The following is a 17,436-nucleotide window of genomic DNA, read 5'->3' as shown; positions in this document are numbered from 1 at the left end:
GTGTCTTACGAGGATACCTGTTCACGAAGGACCGACGCGGTAAGCGAGATCATCAGGTAGATACCAGCAAACAACAGGAAAGCCAAAATCGTATTTTCGAACTTGCGCGGATAGCTGGGTTCCTGACTGGCCACAGGGTTCACCGATACGGTCAGATAGCGCACCTTGCGGTTGGCCTCGGTCCGTGTGGTTTCCATCTGTTCCAGTGCGGTTTGCATCATCAGATCCCGGGCGGCCAGATCGGCCTGCGCCATCTGGATTCGAACGCTCAGCCGCGCCAGCGAGTTTTCGCCTGCCGATGCATCCAGCATTTCGGCGTTCAACTCGGCCAGAACAGCCTCAAGCCGTTTGATGTCGGCCTGTACGCCTTCGACCTTGGCCTGGTTGGGGCGCGCATTGTCCAAAAGCGCAGCCAGTTGCAGCTCTTTTTCCTGCAGCTCAAGCTCGATCGCGTTGATCCGTCCGCGAAGGCCCGCCAGCACATTTTCCGGGTCCAGAACCGCGCCCTGCAGTTGCAATTCAATCAGTTCTTCCTGCGCTTTGCGCCGTTCTTCCTGCGCCATTTCGAACCCCGCGCGTGCATCGCGCATCTGGTCTTCGCGCTTCAGTTCGGTCAGCCCATTGATGGTTTCTTCAGCATAAGACAGCAGCAGATCAGACAGTTCGACAGTAATTTCAGGTGTGGGGGCCGCCACTTCCATTCGGATGATCCCGTCACTTGGGTCATAGCCAATGGTGATCATGCGTTTATAAAGCTTGTAGGTGTCCTCAAGCGTCGCATCCTGCGGCAGCCGCTGAATCGGGTCGATCCAATCTTGCTTGAAAATTGCGGAAAAATTGGTGTCTTCTTCCAATCGCACAAGGGCGTCTTTGGATTCCAGAAACTCCTGCGTTGCGACCGAATCCTGCGCCGTCGCATATTGGGTTCCCGCCAGAAAACCACCAAAGGATGCACCGCCGCCATCGGCCTGCAAAATCGAAAACGCCGAGTCGCTGGCATACATTGGCGTTGCAAAACGATAAAAATAGGTGCCCACGATCAGGGTCGGCAGCAAGACGAAAAAGGCCAGACGCGCAAACAACGCAAACAGTTTACGTTTGCGGCGGCGCGCGATTTCCTTCTGAATCTCACCGATTTCCAGATTGCGCCTTTCCGCAGGGCTGAGCTCTGGCCCCGGAAGACTCTGAGGGTTTTCTCGGACGGTTTGCGGCAGCTGGATGGTGATTTTATCCCGCGCCTGATCTTTGGAATCTTTGCGCTCGGCCGCCAGGTCCAGCAGGTTGGCGCGCTCAAACGGATCGATGCCTTTTTCGCGTAGCAAGCGCACTGCATCATAGTCCGACGTTGCCGCCAGCCCGTTTTTATCTGCCAGACGCCGCGCCACGCGCAATTGTCGCCCGGTCAGCCCTTCGCGTTTGATCGCTTCGATGTCGGTCGCGGGCGCGCTGTCATTTGCGGCCTCAGAGGGTTGCGTGGCCTCTCTGATACGCGACATCGCGTCAGCGCGGGCCTCTGCCGAGTCCGCGTTCTGACGATTGCGCCGCCAGCGGTATTTTTTAGCCTTGGGTTTGGTAGTCATATAGCTCTCGGGCCTCTTCCAAGGTGTCGAACATGTAAAGCTGGCCATCCAGAAGAACGGCGGCTTGCTGGGCGAATTTTTCCAGAACTTCGGGGCTGTGGGACACGATCACCAGCGTCGTGGTGCGCAGCCGTTCCCGCAGAATGTCACCGGCTTTGCGGTTGAATTCCACATCCGTGGTTGCTGGCATGCCCTCATCGATCAGGTACATGTCAAAATCCAGCGCCAGCATCAGCGCAAATGTAAACCGCGCCCGCATACCGGAGGAATACGTGCCCATCGGTTGGTTGAAATACTCACCCAGACCGCACAGCCAGCTGCAATATGCCTCGACATAATCGGGGTCCATCCCATAGATTTTTGCGATATAACGCGCGTTTTCCAGCGCCGAGAGCCGCTTGGCCACCCCGCCCGCAAAGCCCATGGGAAAGGAAATCCTGCAGTCTTTGCGGATCACGCCCTCATCCGGTTTCTCAAGCCCCGCCATCATGTTGATCAGTGTCGTCTTGCCGGTGCCATTAGGCGCCAGAATGCCGATCGAGCGCCCAAGCTCAATCCGGAACGAGACCTGATCCAGAATCACCTTTCGGCGGGTTCCGGTCCAAAAGGACTTACTGACATTCTCGAACTCAAGCATCCGGGGCCTGCTGCTCATCTTTGTGTTGCACCGGGTGGGCCGGTGAGGGAACGGATAATTTATTCGTCCATCTTGGCTACATTATGTCGAATTATGAAACAAATGATCAATGCGTACCGCAAACGCCTGTTGGTATTGTGACTTGTGTATCGGTTGGCCCGGTGTGGCACATTGACTATCTTTCATCTCGACCGTCCCCCAGTTTGACGCCGGAAACCTTGCGATCTGATGAATTCACTACAGAAAGAGATTGAAGCCTGCCGTATCTGTGCCGACCGGTTTCAGGCCACACATACAGCGCACCAGCCCCGCCCGGTGGTCTGGTTCCGGCACGGCACACCGCTTTTGGTCGCGGGGCAAGCACCTGGCGCACGGGTGCACGAGTCGGGCCGCCCCTTTACCGACCCGTCGGGCGACCGCCTGCGTGACTGGCTGGGGATCGATGACACAGTGTTTTACGACCGCACGAGGGTGTCCATCGTGCCGATGGCGTTCTGCTTTCCCGGTTACAACGAACGCAAGGCGGACCTGCCGCCGCCTCCGATCTGCGGAAAAACCTGGCATGATCGGGTGATGGAAGAACTGGGCCAGGTGCCGTTGACCGTTCTGGTTGGGGGTCATGCGCATAAGTACCATCTGGGCACCCGCGGGTCGGTAACTGAGACGGTGAAGCGCTGGCAAGACTATGCGCCGCAGGTCTTTCCCTTGCCTCATCCCTCGTGGCGGAATACGGCATGGTTGAAGAAAAACCCGTGGTTTGAGGCCGAATTGCTGCCGGTTCTGCGTGCACGGGTGCAAGAGGTTCTGAATGACTGACACAACCGCCCTTGATGCCGCCCATGCCGCGATGCAGGCCAACCCGCAGGATGATGCGACGCGGCTTCGGTTCTTTGAGCGGCTCGCGGATAGCGAGTTGATCATGCTGCTGACCGAGGAAGCAAAGGGCGACAACATCTCGCCCGAGGTTTTCGATGTGGCTGACGGTCGGTTCGTTTTGGTGTTCGACACCGAAGAACGCCTTGCGCGCTTTGCCAACCGGACGGTGCCTTATGTGGCGCTGTCAGGTCGGATTCTGGCCGGGCTGTTGTCAGGGCAGGGGATCGGATTGGGCCTGAACCTTGAGGTCGCGCCCTCATCCATGCTGATCCCGGCCGAGGCGCTGGGTTGGTTGGCTACAACGCTGGAGCACGCGCCGGAACAGGTGCAGCAGCATCTGGCCGAATTCCTGCCGCCCGTTGGGTTGCCGGATGATCTGCTCACCGCGTTGGATACGAAACTGGCAACAGCTGTGGGATTGGCTGAGGCTGCGTTTCTTGTCGGAACCAAGGCGCAGGATGGCGGGGCGGGGCATTTGCTGGGCTTTGTCGGTGCGGTCGAAGGGGCCGAAGCCGCCCTTGCCAAAGCGGCGTCAGAGGCGCTGACATTTTCGGGCATCGAAGCCGGGGCAATGGATGTTGGCTTCTTTGGCGTGGATGATCCAGCCGCGGCCCTCTTGGCGCGTGTCGGGTTGAAGTTCGACCTGCCACAGCCCGAACGACGCACTGTCACCCCAAGTCCACCGGGCAGTGACCCGGACAAGCCGCCGGTGCTGAGGTAACCCCGCACCCCTTTGGGATGCGGGGCAAAGCTTTTAGTCTTCGGCAGGGGCCAGCTTGTCCTGTGTGCGGGTTTCAAAGTCGCTAGCGTCGTGGCGTTCGTGCAGTTGTGTGTGCGGTTCACCAAAGGGGCGGTTGACCATTCGGCCACGCTGAACCGCCGGGCGGGCGTCAATCGCTTTGGCCCACCGCATTACGTTTTTGTAGGATTCGACATCCAGGAATTCGGCGGCACTGTACAGCCGACCCAAGACCAGCTGACCGTACCAGGGCCAGATCGCCATATCTGCGATCGTGTAATTCTCGCCCGCGATATAGGTGTTTTCGGCCAGTTGGCGGTCCAGCACGTCCAACTGACGCTTGGTTTCCATGGTAAAGCGGTTGATCGGGTATTCGAATTTTTCCGGCGCATAGGCGTAGAAATGGCCAAAGCCGCCACCCAGGTAGGGCGCGCTGCCCATTTGCCAGAATACCCAGTTCATCACCTCGGTCCGCTCGGGGCCCGATTTCGGCAGAAAGGCATCGAATTTCTCAGCCAGATGGAACAGGATCGATGCGCTTTCGAAGACGCGCAGCGGTGCATCCCCTGACCGGTCCCATAGCGCCGGGATTTTAGAGTTCGGGTTGGCATCGACAAACCCCGATCCGAATTGATCACCCTCACCGATATTGATCAGCCACGCGTTGTATTCCGCGCCTTCGTGACCCAGCGCCAGCAGTTCTTCCAGCATGACGGTGACTTTGACGCCGTTGGGCGTAGCCAGCGAATACAGCTGCAGCGGGTGCTTGCCGACCGGCAGGTCCTTGTCGTGGGTCGCTCCGGCGATGGGGCGGTTGATATTGGCAAACTGGCCGCCGCTTTCGCTGTCCCATGTCCAGACTGTAGGGGGCGTGTAGGAAGATTGCTCGGTCATCTGTCGTCTTTCTCAGCAAAGTTCGGGTGAATTGTCCGTCCGTTCCAACAGCTAATGTTGCAAAGCGCCGAGTCCAACCCCGGATGTGCAGGCAGTTTTGTAACAATCAGGGCGGAACCTCTCACGTTTGTTCATTCGACCTCACAGCGACGCGAGGAGGACTGCCCAACGCGGCGAAAATACCTATCCTCTGATCAACGCGAAACCCAAGGACAAAAGGATTGACCACATGAGACGCTTTGCCCTGACCCTTGCAACTGCTTTGACCCTTGCTGTGCCTGCCTTTGCAGGTGACCAATATGTAGACGGCACCGGTTTTGCCGTGTCGGGATATGACGTTGTTGCCTATCGCAGCCTGGATCAAGCACCGGTCGGCCAGTCCCAGCCCGCGGCCGTGCGCGGCAACGCAGACTATACGGCGGAATACAACGGCGCGACCTGGGCGTTTGCATCGGCTGAAAACCGCGACAAGTTCCTTGAGAACCCGGCTTACTACGCGCCTCAATATGATGGCCACTGCGCCTATGGCGTCTCCAAGGGCGGCAAAGTTCCTGCGAACCCCAACCTGTGGCGGATCGTTGACGACAAACTGTACCTGAACATCACCGATGTTGTTGTTGGCTTCTTCGAAGAAGACATTCCGGGCAACATCAATCTGGCCGAAGGCAACTGGCCGGGCATCGAAAGCGCCGCGGCATCAAGCAGCGTCATTCCGAAATTCACCTCAAAAGGTCCGGTTGCGAACTAATCGACCACTCACGCAAAACAAAAGCCCGGCTGTTTGGCCGGGCTTTTTTGTTGGGTTGTTGGTTCAGACTGCCAGCCAGAATTCGTCCCGCATCTGCTGATTGGCATCGAATTTGATGCGCACGCTTTTGGCGCCGGGAAACTTGCTGGCAGTGATCGTCTCGGGGATCACCACCTCACCGCCACCTGCATCGTTGGACTGAAAGCTGAGAACTTCGGTTTCCATACGCCGAGCCGATGCCAGAAAGGATGTGGGCAGCGCCACGCGGTTGGCCCCCTCGCATACTGGTGTAGGCACGAAATAGGTCAGGTGGCGACCGTAGAACCCCACCGCGTCGGGCACGTGATCCGAGTCTGTTTTGTCGTGCGCATCTGCCTCAGCCTTCGATCCGTCCGGGCTGTGCGACAGGGCTGTGTTCAGCAACACGCGGCAGGCGTCGATATCTGAACGCTCTAGTTCGACGACGCGTTTGCGCAACTTAGGCCGCCGGGGTTTGCCAGTGGACTGACCCTTGGTTGTCAGCCCTTCACGGCGCAGAAAGTCATAAGCCTCTTTCGCGCGGGCGAAATGGGTACAATCCCCGTTTCTGTGATCTGGATGCGCACGAAAGGCGATGTGACGCCAAGCGTCCCGAATGTCATCTGACCCTGCGCTTTGGTCCAGTCCCAATGCGGACAGCGCATCGGCGCGCGCATTAATTTTGTCTACTGGCTCCATACTCAAAGCAACTCTTTAAAGAAACACCACAATCCCAGTGTGCGGAGGCTCACGTTTTTGTCAAACTTTAATCAGTTTTTATTGCGTTTGTTGGAACAGTGGTGGTGCTTGCGTGGTATTGTTCACATCGCGATTATGAAAAAAGCCCGGCTCCAAAAGGAAACCGGGCCAAGGCAGCCAACAGGGATAGTGTCAGGCTACGTTCTGCAATTCAGTATTAGGTGTGATGCCAAGGGCAAAACACACATTGCGTGTCAGTTCGGGGCGGTTCAGTGTGTAGAAATGCAGCTTGTCCACGCCGCCATCGATCAGGTCTGAACACAGCTCAGTGCAAAGGGCCGTCGCCAGCAGGTCCTCACGATCATCGCGGATCGCTTTTTCAAAGGCGTTTTCGACCCAATCGGGAATATGCGTTCCGCACCGGCGGGCAAACTTACGCGCGCCTTTCCAGTTCTCAACCGGAAGGATGCCGGGCACGATGGGTTTGTCGATTCCGGCTTTCTCGCAGGCGTCGCGGAACCGGAAAAATGTCTCGGCCTCGAAAAAGAATTGGGTCAGGGCCTCATCCGCACCCGCGTCCAGCTTGGCTTTCAACCAATCGATATCGGCAGAAAAGTCGCGCGCCTCGGGGTGTTTGTCGGGATAGGCCCCTACACGGATGTTGAATTTCCCCGTGTCTGCAAGGGCTTCGATCAGCTCGACGGAATGGGAAAACCCGTCAGGGTGTGGGGTGAACCGGTCCTGACCTTTGGGCGGATCGCCCCGCAAAGCCACGATGTTCTGAACCCCTGCGCGCGCAAATGTATCGGCAATTGCCAGCGTTTCTTGTCGCGACGCCTCCACACAGGTCAGATGCGCCGCCACTGGCAGGCCCGAGGATTTGTGCAGCGTGGCCACCGCATCGCGAGTCAGTTCCCGCGTGGTGCCGCCTGCGCCATAAGTGACCGAGACAAAACGCGGGTTCAGCGGGGCCAGAGTTTGCACCGTATCCCAAAGGCGAAACGAGGCCTCAAGCGTTTGGGGCGGGAAAAACTCGAATGAAATCTCAGGTGTCGTCATGTCTGCCTCATCGGTCCAATCTGACGCCCTTGTGCCAGTTCACACATTGTGAGACAAACTCATATTACTCAAGAACAACATGAGTCTTATTGCGATGCACATCGAATTCCGGCACCTGCGCACGATCAAGGCGATCCATGAATGCGGCGGTCTTGCCCGTGCAGCGGATCAGCTGAACATCACGCAATCGGCCCTGAGCCATCAGATCAAGGGCCTCGAGGATCAGGCCGGGGTGGAGCTGTTCCTGCGGCGCTCCAAGCCGATGAAACTGTCAGCGGCGGGGCTGCGCCTGTTGCGGCTGGCGGAACAGATCTTGCCGCAGGTCGAGGCGACACAGCAGGAGTTTTCGTCTTTGCGCGATGGACGCACGGGCCGGATGCACATTGCCATCGAATGCCACGCCTGTTTCGAATGGCTATTCCCGGTGCTTGAATCCTTCCGCAAATCCTGGGGCGATGTGGATGTGGATATTCGGCCCGGCCTTGCCTTTGATGCCTTGCCCGCGCTGCAAAAAGAAGAGGTTGATCTGGTCGTCTCGTCCGACCCCGAAGACCTGCCGGGCGTCGAATTCATCGAATTGTTCGACTATGATGCGGTGTTTGTTGCGGCCTCATCCCACCCTCTGGCGCAGAAAGACTATATCGAGGCCGAGGATTTCCGCGGCCAGACCCTGATCACCTACCCGGTTGAACGGACGCGGCTGGACATTTTCAGCCAATTGTTGATCCCCGCGCGGGTTGAGCCCGCCGCGATCCGTCAGGTCGAACTGACCGCCGTCATCCTGTTGCTGGTTGCATCGAACCGGGGCGTTTCTGTTTTGCCCGATTGGGTGGTGCGCGAGGTGAAGTATAATTCCGACTATGTCACCCGTCCGCTGACCAAAGACGGGATCACCCGCAGGCTTTACGCGGCGGTGCGCTCCGAGGATCTGGAAAAACCCTTTGTTCAGGAGTTGATCGAACTGGCCGGAAACGAGGCGCGCAAGCTGCAATCGCAATAGGCGCAAAACGCGGGTCTGCTATGCGCATCAACCCCCTTGGCAAGGGCGCATTGCCCCAGTATACGCGCGGTTTGACCGGACAGGAGCCTTGAGACAATGGTTGGCAGTGCAAATCTCAACATCATGATTAAAGCCGCGCGCAAGGCGGGGCGGTCTTTGGTCAAGGATTTCCGTGAGGTCGAGAACCTGCAAGTCTCGATGAAGGGTGCGGGCGACTTTGTTTCCAAGGCTGATATTGCGGCCGAGGCGATCCTGAAAGAGGAACTGCTGGGCGCGCGTCCCACCTATGGCTGGTTGGCCGAAGAGGGTGGCACCATCGCGGGCGAAGACCCGACCCGCCGCTGGATCGTTGACCCGCTGGACGGCACCACCAACTTTCTGCACGGCCTGCCGCATTGGGCGATCTCGATCGCGCTGGAACATAAGGGCAAGATCGTATCCGGTGTGATCTATGACCCCGCCAAGGATGAGATGTTCTTTGCCGAAAAAGGCGAAGGCGCATGGATGAACGATATGCGTATCCGGGTCTCGGGCCGTCATCGCATGATTGAATCGATCTTCTCGACCGGTCTGCCCTTTGGTGGCCGCTCGGACCTGCCGGCCACGTTGCATGATCTGGCGCGTCTGATGCCTGCCTGCGCTGGTGTGCGCCGTTGGGGCGCTGCGGCGCTGGACATGGCTTATGTGGCTGCTGGTCGGTATGAGGGCTTCTGGGAACGTCGCCTGAATGCCTGGGACGTGGCTGCCGGGATCATCATCGTGAAAGAGGCGGGCGGCTTTGTGCAGGCTCTGAACCCCGAGGGCAGCGTGCTGGAAGATGGCGAAGTCATCTGCGCGAACGAGCCGATCTTTGACCAATTCGCCAAGGTGATCCGGGGTTAAGCCCCCCCTCAGAATGACAAGAGCGCGTCCGAATTCAGGCGCGCTTTTTTATCGGCGCGGTATCTTTGGAATGCGGGACCGGGACAGTTTGTATTTGTGTTCCGGGTGGGGCGGATGGCCGTGGGTGCGGCCCCAATAAGCGGGACCACCGCGTTTCAGCCAAAGCGGAATGCTCAGGATCAGGCCGACGACGAACCCCCCGGTATGGGCCCAATAGGCCACGCCGCCTTCGTCGGGGTTGCTGGTCAGGCTGCCCATGAACTGTATGCCCAGCCAGATGCCCAGCATGATAAAGGCCGGTATCGTGAAGACCCTGAAATAGACGATCAGGATCAGCAGAATATCCACCCGCGCCTTCGGGAACAGCAGTAAGTATCCGCCCATCACCCCGGCAATCGCACCTGATGCGCCGATGGTCGGCACCACCGAGTCGGGCGCAGTGGCGACATGGATCAGACCGGCCCCGATGCCAGCGGCCAGATAGAACAGCAGGAAGGGTAGGTGCCCCATCTCATCTTCGAGGTTGTCGCCGAAGATCCACAGAAACAGCATATTCCCCGCCAGATGCATCCACCCTCCGTGCAGAAACATTGAGGTCACGAGCGTTTCAAACGCAAACCCGTCAGTGATCCGGGCGGGGATGACCGCATAGTCGAAATAGAACCGACTGATCAGGCGATCGTTATCCATGATGCCCACATAGCTGAGGAAAATCAGGACATTGGCCGCCATCAGCAGGTAGACAACATAGGGCGTGCGCCCCGAGGGGTTATGGTCGCGGATCGGAAACATGGCGCGACGCTGGGCTTTTCGCGGCCCAGCGTCAAGGCCCGGTTACGCCGCACCCCCAAGCAGGGCAGCGTTGCCGCCTGCGGCAGTTGTGTCGACGCAGACATGACGCTCGCCCAGTACCCGTGCGCGGTCGGGGCGACCGGGGATCAGCGGCAGGATGGGGCCGGTGCGGCGGGCCAGGTGGCGTTCGATCTCATGCCCGGTTTCGTCGTCGCCCCACCACAGAACGCCCGAGATCCCGACAACGTTTTCAAGGCGGTGCAGGTCAAGCATACCCGTGGCGCGGATTGCGGTGCCGCCCAGGGCTTCGACCGCCTCGGCCTGCGCTGTCACAGCGTCGGGGCCGGGGCCCATGCACAGCAGGGGGGCACGCGGGGTTTCGCTGAGGCGATTGGATTCGCCGGTGGGACCGGGCAGGGATTGGGTGCGGGTTGGGGCAGGGTGCCCCTGCGGCGCGGGCAGGTCACTCATGGTGCTGTCCCACTGCGCCGCGCTCTCTTGCCGGTCTGGCGCGCAGAACCGGGCCATGTAGTTCGGACCGCCCGCTTTGGGGCCGGTGCCCGACAGCCCCTCGCCCCCAAAGGGTTGCGAGCCGACGATCGCGCCGATCTGGTTGCGGTTCACGTAAATGTTGCCTGCGTGAACGGCCTCGGTGATGTGTTGCACGCGGTCGTCAATACGGGTGTGCAGGCCAAAGGTCAGGCCGTAGCCGGTGGCGTTGATGTCGGCGATGACCTGATCGATCTCGGACGCTTTGAACTGCGCCACATGCAGGACGGGGCCGAAGATCTCGCGCTCCAGTGCTCCGATACCCGTCACCTCGATCAGGGTGGGGGCGATGAAGGTGCCTTCGGGGGGCGTGGCCATTTCTTTCAGAACCCTGCCTTCGCACCGGGCCGTGGCGATGTGATCCGCGATACCCTGCCACGCATCCTGATCGATCACCGGGCCGCTATCGGTGGAGAGCAGCCATGGGTCCCCGATCCGCAACGCGTCCATCGCGCCGGTCAGCATTTTCAGCAGGTCATCTGCGATGTCCTCTTGCACATAAAGGCACCGCAGGGCCGAGCATCGCTGCCCCGCCGACTGAAACGCGCTTTCGATGATGGATTGCACGGCTTGTTCGGGCAGGGCGGTACTGTCGACGATCATCGCGTTCAGCCCGCCGGTTTCCGCGATCAAAGGCGTGCCGGGCCGCATGTTGCCCGCCATCGCGGCGCGGATTTTCAGCGCCGTCGCGGTTGATCCGGTAAAGGCCACGCCGGACACGCGCGGGTCCGACGTCAGCGCGGCACCGACCTGCGGCCCACCCGGCAGCAGTTGCAGCGCATCACGCGGAACGCCTGCTTCATGCAGCAGTTGCACGGCCCGATGCGCGATCAGCGGAGTCTGTGGGGCCGGTTTGGCCAGAACGGCGTTGCCGGTCGCCAGGGCGGCGGAAATCTGGCCGGAGAAAATCGCCAGCGGAAAATTCCACGGGCTGATGCAGGTGAACGTACCCGCTGGCTCTGCATCGGGGATGTTCGCCGCGTAGTAGCGCAGAAAATCCACCGCCTCGCGCAGTTCGGCCACGGCGTCGGGTATGGACTTGCCAGCCTCGCGCGTCAGCAGGGCGAACAGCTCGCCAAAATGCGTCTCGTACAAATCAGCAGCGGCGTTCAGGATACGTGCCCGGTCGTCCGCAGGGGCCCGCCATGGGCAGGCCGAGGCCAGCGCCAGTTCCACGTCGCGGGTGCTGGCCTGGGCAACCATGCCGGGCCGGTCCTGTGGCAGGGCCGGGTTGGCGACCGGCTGATCCTCTTCCGGGTGCGCATCGTCCGACAAAAGCGGCTGCGTGTGCCAGTGATGGGCGCGGAATGCGCCACGGGCGGCGTCGATCCGGTCGAGCGTCGGCGTATGGTGCAGGTCGAACCCTTTTGAGTTCGGGCGCTCTGGCTCAAAAAGTTCGGGCCCGGTCGGCAGGGGTTTCGGCGGGGTCTCAACCGTTACAAACGGGTCGGCGGCGACTTCTTCAGGTGGCACGTCCTCGTCCACGATCTGGTTCACGAAGGACGAGTTCGCGCCGTTTTCCAGCAGTCGTCGAACCAGATAGGCCAACAGATCGCGATGCGCCCCGACCGGTGCATAGATGCGGCAGCGGGTGTTGTTTTGGCTTTTGACAAGGTTGTGCAGGGTTTCGCCCATACCGTGCAGGCGCTGGAATTCAAACGGCTGGTTGCTGGCCATATGCAGGATCGCGCTGACCGTGTGCGCATTGTGGGTGGCGAATTGCGGATAGATGCGGTCGGTCATGCCCAGCAGTTTGCGGGCATTGGCGATATAGGACACATCCGTCGCCGCCTTGTGGGTGAAGACGGGAAAGCCATCGACCCCTTCGACCTGAGCGCGCTTGATCTCGGTATCCCAATAGGCGCCCTTGACCAAACGGACCATCAGTTTGCGGTCGTGGCGTTCGGCCATGTCATACAGCGTGTCCAGAACGATCCCGGCGCGCGGGCCGTAAGCTTGCACCACGATCCCGAACCCGTCCCACCCCGCAAGGGCGGGCTCAGTCATTACCTCTTCGATCACCTGCAGCGACAGGGACAGGCGGTCGGCTTCTTCTGCGTCCACGTTCAGGCCCATGCCAGCGGCCTTGGCCAACAGGCACAGGGCGCGCAGGCGCGGGACCAGCTCATCCATCACCCGTTGTTCCTGCGCCAGCTCATAGCGGGGGTGCAGGGCGGACAGCTTCACCGAAATCCCCGGATTGGCACGGATGTCGTCATGGGTGCAGGCATCGGCAATGGCCGCAATCGCGCGCGAATAGGACAGGTGATAGCGGGCGGCGTCCCCCTCGGTGCGGGCGGCCTCACCCAGCATGTCATAGGAATAGGTATAGCCCTTGTCCTCCATCCCGCTGGCGCGCTTCATCGCGGATTGGATCGTCTCGCCCAGAACGAACTGACGGCCCATTTCCTTCATGGCGCGGCCCACGGCGGTGCGGATCACCGGCTCACCCAGTCGCTTGATCGCCCCGCGCAGGGCGCTGACGGGCGCGGCTTTGCCCTCATCCAGAACCTTGCCTGTCAGCATCAGCGCCCAGGTTGACGCGTTCACCAATGACGACGAGGACTGCCCCAGATGCTTGCCCCAATCCGAGGGCGCAATCTTGTCCTCGATCAGCGCGTCGATCGTATCGGGATCGGGGACGCGCAGCAGCGCCTCGGCCAGACACATCAGCGCGACGCCCTCATCGGTCGACAGGCCATATTCGGCCAGAAACACCTCCATCATCCCCGGTGAGGTGCTGGAGCGGATATCACGCACCAACTGCGCAGCCGCCGTGCAGATGGCGGCCCGGTCTGAGGCCGTCAGATCGGCCTGCGAGATCAGGCGATTCAGGATTTCGGACTGATCGGCATAGGTCTGACCGTCAATATGGGTGCGCAGGCTGTGTGACATGTATCCTCCGGTGCTTTCGGGGAGTATACAGTCGATTTTTCGGGACAATCGCCCGAATTTGTGATTTCAGAAGGCGAGTGTCCTGAAATGAAAGGCTTTTGCGATGCAAATGAACCGTCCCGATCTTGACCGTTTTGACCGGTCGATTCTGGCGATTCTGGCTGAGGACGGGCGCATCCCCGTGGCCGACCTGGCCCGGCGCATCGGGTTGTCGAAATCCCCGACTCAAGCACGTGTGAAGAGGCTAGAGGCCGAGGGGATTATCACCGGCTACCGCGCGCTTTTGGACCCGATCCGCCTTGGGCTGGACCACGTGGCCTTTGTTGAGGTGCGCCTGACGGATACGCGCGAAAAGGCACTGGCCGAGTTCAATGCAGCCGTCCGCAAAGTGCCTGAGATCGAGCAAGCCCATATGATTGCATCGAATTTCGACTATTTGCTCAAGATCAGAACCGGCTCGATGTCGGAATACCGCGCGGTTCTGGCCGAAAAAATCTCATCCCTGCCGCATGTGGCCAACACGTCGACCTTTGTGGCGATGGAGGCGGTGAAAGAAACCGGTGTGTCCGGCGCGATTGAAGGGGCGGGTTGACGAACAGCCACGGTGCGTCACCATTGGTGCATGAAACAGATCGCCATCGCCGCATCCCTGTTGGTCATGTCCACCGCTGCCTACGCGCTGGACTGCCCAGCCGCCCCCGACCACAGTGCCGGGGTTAGTGACGTGATTTCACAAATCCAGCAGGCCGAGTCCGAGCAGGCCGCCCGGGCCCTGTCAGGCCAGCTATGGGAGCTATGGGCGGATGCCCCGGACGCCAGCGCGCAAGAGGTGCTGGATCGGGGTATGGCGCGTCTCCGAGCCTCGGATCTGGTGGGGGCAATTGCGGATTTCGACTGGTTGATCGCCTATTGCCCGGCTTATGCTGAAGGCTACAACCAGCGGGCCTTTGCCTACTACCTGGGCAATGATTTTGAGGCGGCGCTGCCGGATTTGGACAAGGCGATTGAACTGTCGCCCAACCATGTGGCCGCGATCAGCGGCCGGGCGCTGACATTGCTGGGTCTGCAACGCTTGGATGAGGCACGCGCGGCGTTGCAAGACGCGCTGGAGTTGAACCCCTGGCTGTCCGAGCGTCATCTGATGGCCGAAGGCGGCCCGCTGGCGCCCCCGGGCGAGGAAATCTGACCCCGCCCCGTACCGATTAACGCAGTCTTTGTCCTGCGGCATCAAAGCGATAGGCTTTGTCCGCAGAATAGGCAAAGCGCAGCTCTTGCCCTTCGGAAATCGCATGCTGACCAAACAGGCGCGCCGTGACGGCGTGGTCATGTACCGTGGCAATGACGTTGGTATCCCCGCCCAGTTTCTCGACATGGCTGACCCGCGCGGCCAGCGGGCCGTCATCGGACAGGAACAGGTCTTCGGGGCGGATACCAATGGTGTTCCGACCTCCGCCCAACAGGGTCTCGGGCAGAAAGTTCATCGATGGTGCGCCCAGAAATCCCGCAACGAACTGATTGGCGGGGTTGTTATACAGCTCCATCGGGCTGCCGATCTGTTCCACCCGCCCATCGCGCAGAACGACGATTTTGTCGGCCAGTGTCATCGCCTCGGTCTGGTCGTGGGTGACATAGATCATTGAGGCATCGAGCGCCCGGTGCAGGTTGGCGATCTCAATCCGTGTGTTCATCCGCAGCGCCGCGTCGAGGTTCGAGAGCGGCTCGTCAAACAGGAACAGCTTCGGTTCGCGCACGATGGCGCGCCCGATGGCAACCCGCTGACGTTGACCGCCGGACAGCTCGGACGGGTAGCGGTCCAGATAGTCTTCAAGGTTCAGCATCCGGCTGGCGGTGGCGACGCGTTCTTCGATCACCGCTTTGGATTGCTTTTCCTGTTTCAGTGCCAGCGTCATGTTCCCGCGCACGTTCAGATGGGGGTACAGCGCATAGCTTTGAAACACCATCGCGATGCCGCGTTTGGACGGCGGCACCAGATTGACGGTCTGGCCGTCAATATTGATCTCGCCCGAGGACGCATCCTCCAACCCCGCGATGACGCGCAGCAGGGTGGATTTGCCACAGCCCGAGGGGCCGACGAAGACGACAAATTCGCCTTCCTCCACCTCAAGCGTGATGTCTTTCAGGACATGTACCTCGCCAAAGGACTTGTTCACATTGGTCAGGGTCAGAGCGGTCATGATGCGGGTTCCTGCAGGGAAACGGGCTGGCCGGTGCGGATGCTTTCATCGGCGGCCAGACAAATGGCAAGGGATTGGACGGCGTCAGCCATATGGCGCGTCAGGTCGATATCGTCAGCGATGGCGCGCAGCATGTACGCCTGTTCGGCGTCACACAGTTCCTGATGGCTGGGCTCATCGGGCATCTCAACCGTGCGGTCGCCGCCCGGTGTATGGATCAGCAAACCGCCGACCTTGGTGTGGCCGTCAATATCGGCCGACGCGCCCTTGTTGCCGTCGGTGATCGAGACCGAGCCATTGGGCGAGACGATGTCCTTCACGAAAAACGCGGTCTCGGACATCATCGGACCCCATCCGGCCTCATACCAGCCGACCGAGCCGTCCTGAAAGATGACCTGAAACTGGCCGTAATTATACATGTCCTCGGCGATCTCATCAGACAAGCGCAGGCCCATGCCATGCACGCGGACGGGCTGCGCATCGGTGATCTGGCACATCACGTCCACATAATGCACACCGCAATCCACGATGGGGGATGTGGTTTGCATGAGCGCCTTATGCGTCTCCCACTCCGCCCCCGAGGATTGCTGGTTCAGGTTCAGGCGAAACACGTAAGGCCCGCCCAGGTCGCGCGCCTCAGCGATCAGGCGCATCCACGAGGGGTGGTGGCGCAGGATGTAACCCACGACCAGCTTGCGGTTCAGGCGGGTGGCGGTGTCCACCACGCGCCGTGCATCGACCACGTTGGTGGCCAGCGGTTTTTCCACAAAGACATGCGCACCTGCCTCCATGGCCGCGCAGGCGAAATCGGCGTGGCTGTCGGAATAGGTGGCAACAACCACCAGATCGGGTTTGGTTTCGGCCAGTGCGGTCTGGAAATCCGAATAGGCAGGGTACTGGCCCAGCTCGGGGTGGTCTACGCGGCCAGACCGGTTCACCAGCCCCACGATTTGCGCGTCCGGGTGGTTGTGATGGGCCAGCGCGTGGCTGAGGCCCATGTTTCCAAGGCCAGCGATCAGAACTTTGGTCATTTGACAGCTCCGGATGTGATGCCGCGGATCAGCTGGCGTGAGAAGATGACGTAAAGCACCAGCACCGGCAGGATCGCCATCGACAATGCCGACAGAACCGCGTTCCAGTCGGTGACGAATTGCCCGATAAAGACCTGACTGCCCAGCGTGAGCGTCTTGGTTTCCTCAGCCGGGGCAAGGATCAGCGGGAACCAGAGGTCATTCCAGATCGGGATCATGTTGAACACCGCCACGGTCGCCATCGCGGGCCGGACCAGAGGCAGCACCAGCCGGAAAAAGATCGTGTATTCCGACAACCCGTCGATGCGGCCTGCGTTCTTCAGATCGTCACTGACCTGCCGCATGAATTCGGACAGGATGAACACCGCCAATGGCAAGCCTTGCGCGGTATAGACCAGAATCAGCGACCAAAGCGTGTTGACCAGCCCGGTGGCCACCATCATCTCAAGGATCGCCACGGTGCCGATGCGGATCGGGATCATGATCCCCAACGCCAGATACAGCCCCATCAGCAGGTTGCCTTTGAACTGGTACTCCGACAGCGCATAGGCCGCCATGGCCCCGAACAGCAGGATGAAAAACAGCGACGCCACGGTGACGATCATCGAGTTCTGGAAATAAAGGAAGAAATCCCCCTGCTTCATCACCGTCTCATAGCCGATCAGTGAGAAGCTTTCGGCATTTGGCAGGGCCAGAGGTTCGCGAAAGATCGCACGGCGGGATTTGAAGCTGTTGATCAGGATCACAAAAACCGGGAACAGGGCGATCAGCGTATAAAGGATCAGCGCCCCGTGCATTGCGGCGGTGTTCAGCGGGTTATGGCGTGCTTTGTTCATCGCTGG

At 60.1% G+C, this 17,436-nt stretch carries 17 protein-coding genes; 7 read left to right on the top strand and 10 right to left on the bottom strand.

Annotation, left to right across the window (positions count from 1 at the left end):
- Positions 1–5: 5 nt before the first annotated feature.
- The gene (locus ACRZ94_RS04290; RefSeq protein ID WP_480650168.1) at positions 6–1,580 is read right to left on the bottom strand and encodes a KpsE/RkpR family capsule polysaccharide export protein; all 1,575 of its coding nucleotides are present in this window, start codon (positions 1,578–1,580) and stop codon (positions 6–8) included.
- On the bottom strand, positions 1,558–2,217 hold the full coding sequence (locus tag ACRZ94_RS04285) for an ABC transporter ATP-binding protein (protein WP_480651417.1): 660 nt from the start codon (positions 2,215–2,217) through the stop codon (positions 1,558–1,560). The genes ACRZ94_RS04290 and ACRZ94_RS04285 overlap by 23 nt, the downstream gene beginning before the upstream one ends.
- A 228-nt stretch (positions 2,218–2,445) precedes the next feature.
- Here ACRZ94_RS04285 and ACRZ94_RS04280 point away from each other — a divergent pair, with 228 nt between their 5' ends.
- Together ACRZ94_RS04280 and ACRZ94_RS04275 are read left to right on the top strand one after the other, a co-directional pair.
- On the top strand, positions 2,446–3,033 hold the full coding sequence (locus ACRZ94_RS04280) for a uracil-DNA glycosylase family protein (protein ID WP_480796749.1): 588 nt from the start codon (positions 2,446–2,448) through the stop codon (positions 3,031–3,033).
- Positions 3,026–3,814 (top strand): SseB family protein, encoded by a 789-nt coding sequence (locus ACRZ94_RS04275; RefSeq protein ID WP_480796748.1) that lies wholly within the window; start codon positions 3,026–3,028, stop codon positions 3,812–3,814. The genes ACRZ94_RS04280 and ACRZ94_RS04275 overlap by 8 nt, the downstream gene beginning before the upstream one ends.
- Before the next feature lie 33 nt (positions 3,815–3,847).
- On the opposite strand, the gene yghU is transcribed toward ACRZ94_RS04275, so the two are convergent.
- Entirely contained in the window at positions 3,848–4,726 is an 879-nt protein-coding gene (yghU, locus tag ACRZ94_RS04270) for a glutathione-dependent disulfide-bond oxidoreductase (RefSeq protein WP_480796747.1), read from the bottom strand.
- 229 nt (positions 4,727–4,955) lie between these two features.
- Between yghU and ACRZ94_RS04265 the strand changes: the two genes are divergently transcribed.
- Entirely contained in the window at positions 4,956–5,474 is a 519-nt protein-coding gene (locus ACRZ94_RS04265; RefSeq protein WP_480796746.1) for a YHS domain-containing (seleno)protein, read from the top strand.
- A 63-nt stretch (positions 5,475–5,537) separates the two neighbouring features.
- On the opposite strand, the gene ACRZ94_RS04260 is transcribed toward ACRZ94_RS04265, so the two are convergent.
- Entirely contained in the window at positions 5,538–6,191 is a 654-nt protein-coding gene (locus tag ACRZ94_RS04260; protein ID WP_480650173.1) for a DnaJ domain-containing protein, read from the bottom strand.
- Positions 6,192–6,383: 192 nt separating this feature from the next.
- Positions 6,384–7,250, bottom strand: a complete 867-nt coding sequence (metF, locus tag ACRZ94_RS04255; protein ID WP_480650174.1) for a methylenetetrahydrofolate reductase [NAD(P)H] — start codon at positions 7,248–7,250, stop codon at positions 6,384–6,386.
- 94 nt (positions 7,251–7,344) lie between these two features.
- Here metF and ACRZ94_RS04250 point away from each other — a divergent pair, with 94 nt between their 5' ends.
- Entirely contained in the window at positions 7,345–8,250 is a 906-nt protein-coding gene (locus ACRZ94_RS04250; protein ID WP_480651419.1) for a LysR family transcriptional regulator, read from the top strand.
- A 96-nt stretch (positions 8,251–8,346) separates the two neighbouring features.
- Positions 8,347–9,132 (top strand): inositol monophosphatase family protein, encoded by a 786-nt coding sequence (locus tag ACRZ94_RS04245; RefSeq protein ID WP_480650175.1) that lies wholly within the window; start codon positions 8,347–8,349, stop codon positions 9,130–9,132.
- A 48-nt stretch (positions 9,133–9,180) separates the two neighbouring features.
- On the opposite strand, the gene ACRZ94_RS04240 is transcribed toward ACRZ94_RS04245, so the two are convergent.
- Entirely contained in the window at positions 9,181–9,924 is a 744-nt protein-coding gene (locus ACRZ94_RS04240; RefSeq protein WP_480650176.1) for a rhomboid family intramembrane serine protease, read from the bottom strand.
- A gap of 42 nt (positions 9,925–9,966) precedes the next feature.
- Positions 9,967–13,368: a bifunctional proline dehydrogenase/L-glutamate gamma-semialdehyde dehydrogenase PutA gene (gene putA / locus ACRZ94_RS04235; RefSeq protein ID WP_480796745.1), complete on the bottom strand. Its 3,402-nt coding sequence runs from the start codon at positions 13,366–13,368 to the stop codon at positions 9,967–9,969.
- Positions 13,369–13,471: 103 nt separating this feature from the next.
- Here putA and ACRZ94_RS04230 point away from each other — a divergent pair, with 103 nt between their 5' ends.
- Positions 13,472–13,960 (top strand): Lrp/AsnC family transcriptional regulator, encoded by a 489-nt coding sequence (locus tag ACRZ94_RS04230; RefSeq protein WP_480650178.1) that lies wholly within the window; start codon positions 13,472–13,474, stop codon positions 13,958–13,960.
- A gap of 30 nt (positions 13,961–13,990) precedes the next feature.
- Positions 13,991–14,554, top strand: coding sequence for a tetratricopeptide repeat protein (locus tag ACRZ94_RS04225; protein WP_480796744.1), 564 nt, complete (start codon positions 13,991–13,993; stop codon positions 14,552–14,554).
- Between the two features lie 16 nt (positions 14,555–14,570).
- Here ACRZ94_RS04225 and ACRZ94_RS04220 read toward each other — a convergent pair whose 3' ends face one another.
- The 3 genes from ACRZ94_RS04220 to ACRZ94_RS04210 are packed head-to-tail and all read right to left on the bottom strand — an operon-like array spanning position 14,571 to position 17,430.
- On the bottom strand, positions 14,571–15,563 hold the full coding sequence (locus ACRZ94_RS04220) for an ABC transporter ATP-binding protein (protein WP_480796743.1): 993 nt from the start codon (positions 15,561–15,563) through the stop codon (positions 14,571–14,573).
- Positions 15,560–16,594 (bottom strand): Gfo/Idh/MocA family protein, encoded by a 1,035-nt coding sequence (locus tag ACRZ94_RS04215; protein WP_480796742.1) that lies wholly within the window; start codon positions 16,592–16,594, stop codon positions 15,560–15,562. The genes ACRZ94_RS04220 and ACRZ94_RS04215 overlap by 4 nt, the downstream gene beginning before the upstream one ends.
- Complete coding sequence (locus tag ACRZ94_RS04210) at positions 16,591–17,430, bottom strand: carbohydrate ABC transporter permease (RefSeq protein WP_480650182.1); 840 nt, start codon at positions 17,428–17,430, stop codon at positions 16,591–16,593. The genes ACRZ94_RS04215 and ACRZ94_RS04210 overlap by 4 nt, the downstream gene beginning before the upstream one ends.
- Positions 17,431–17,436: the final 6 nt, after the last annotated feature.

It is taken from the genome of Ruegeria sp. CH10 (assembly GCF_056537125.1).
Note: the sequence above shows the minus strand (reverse complement) of the source record. Positions and strands in the feature narration are given on the sequence as shown.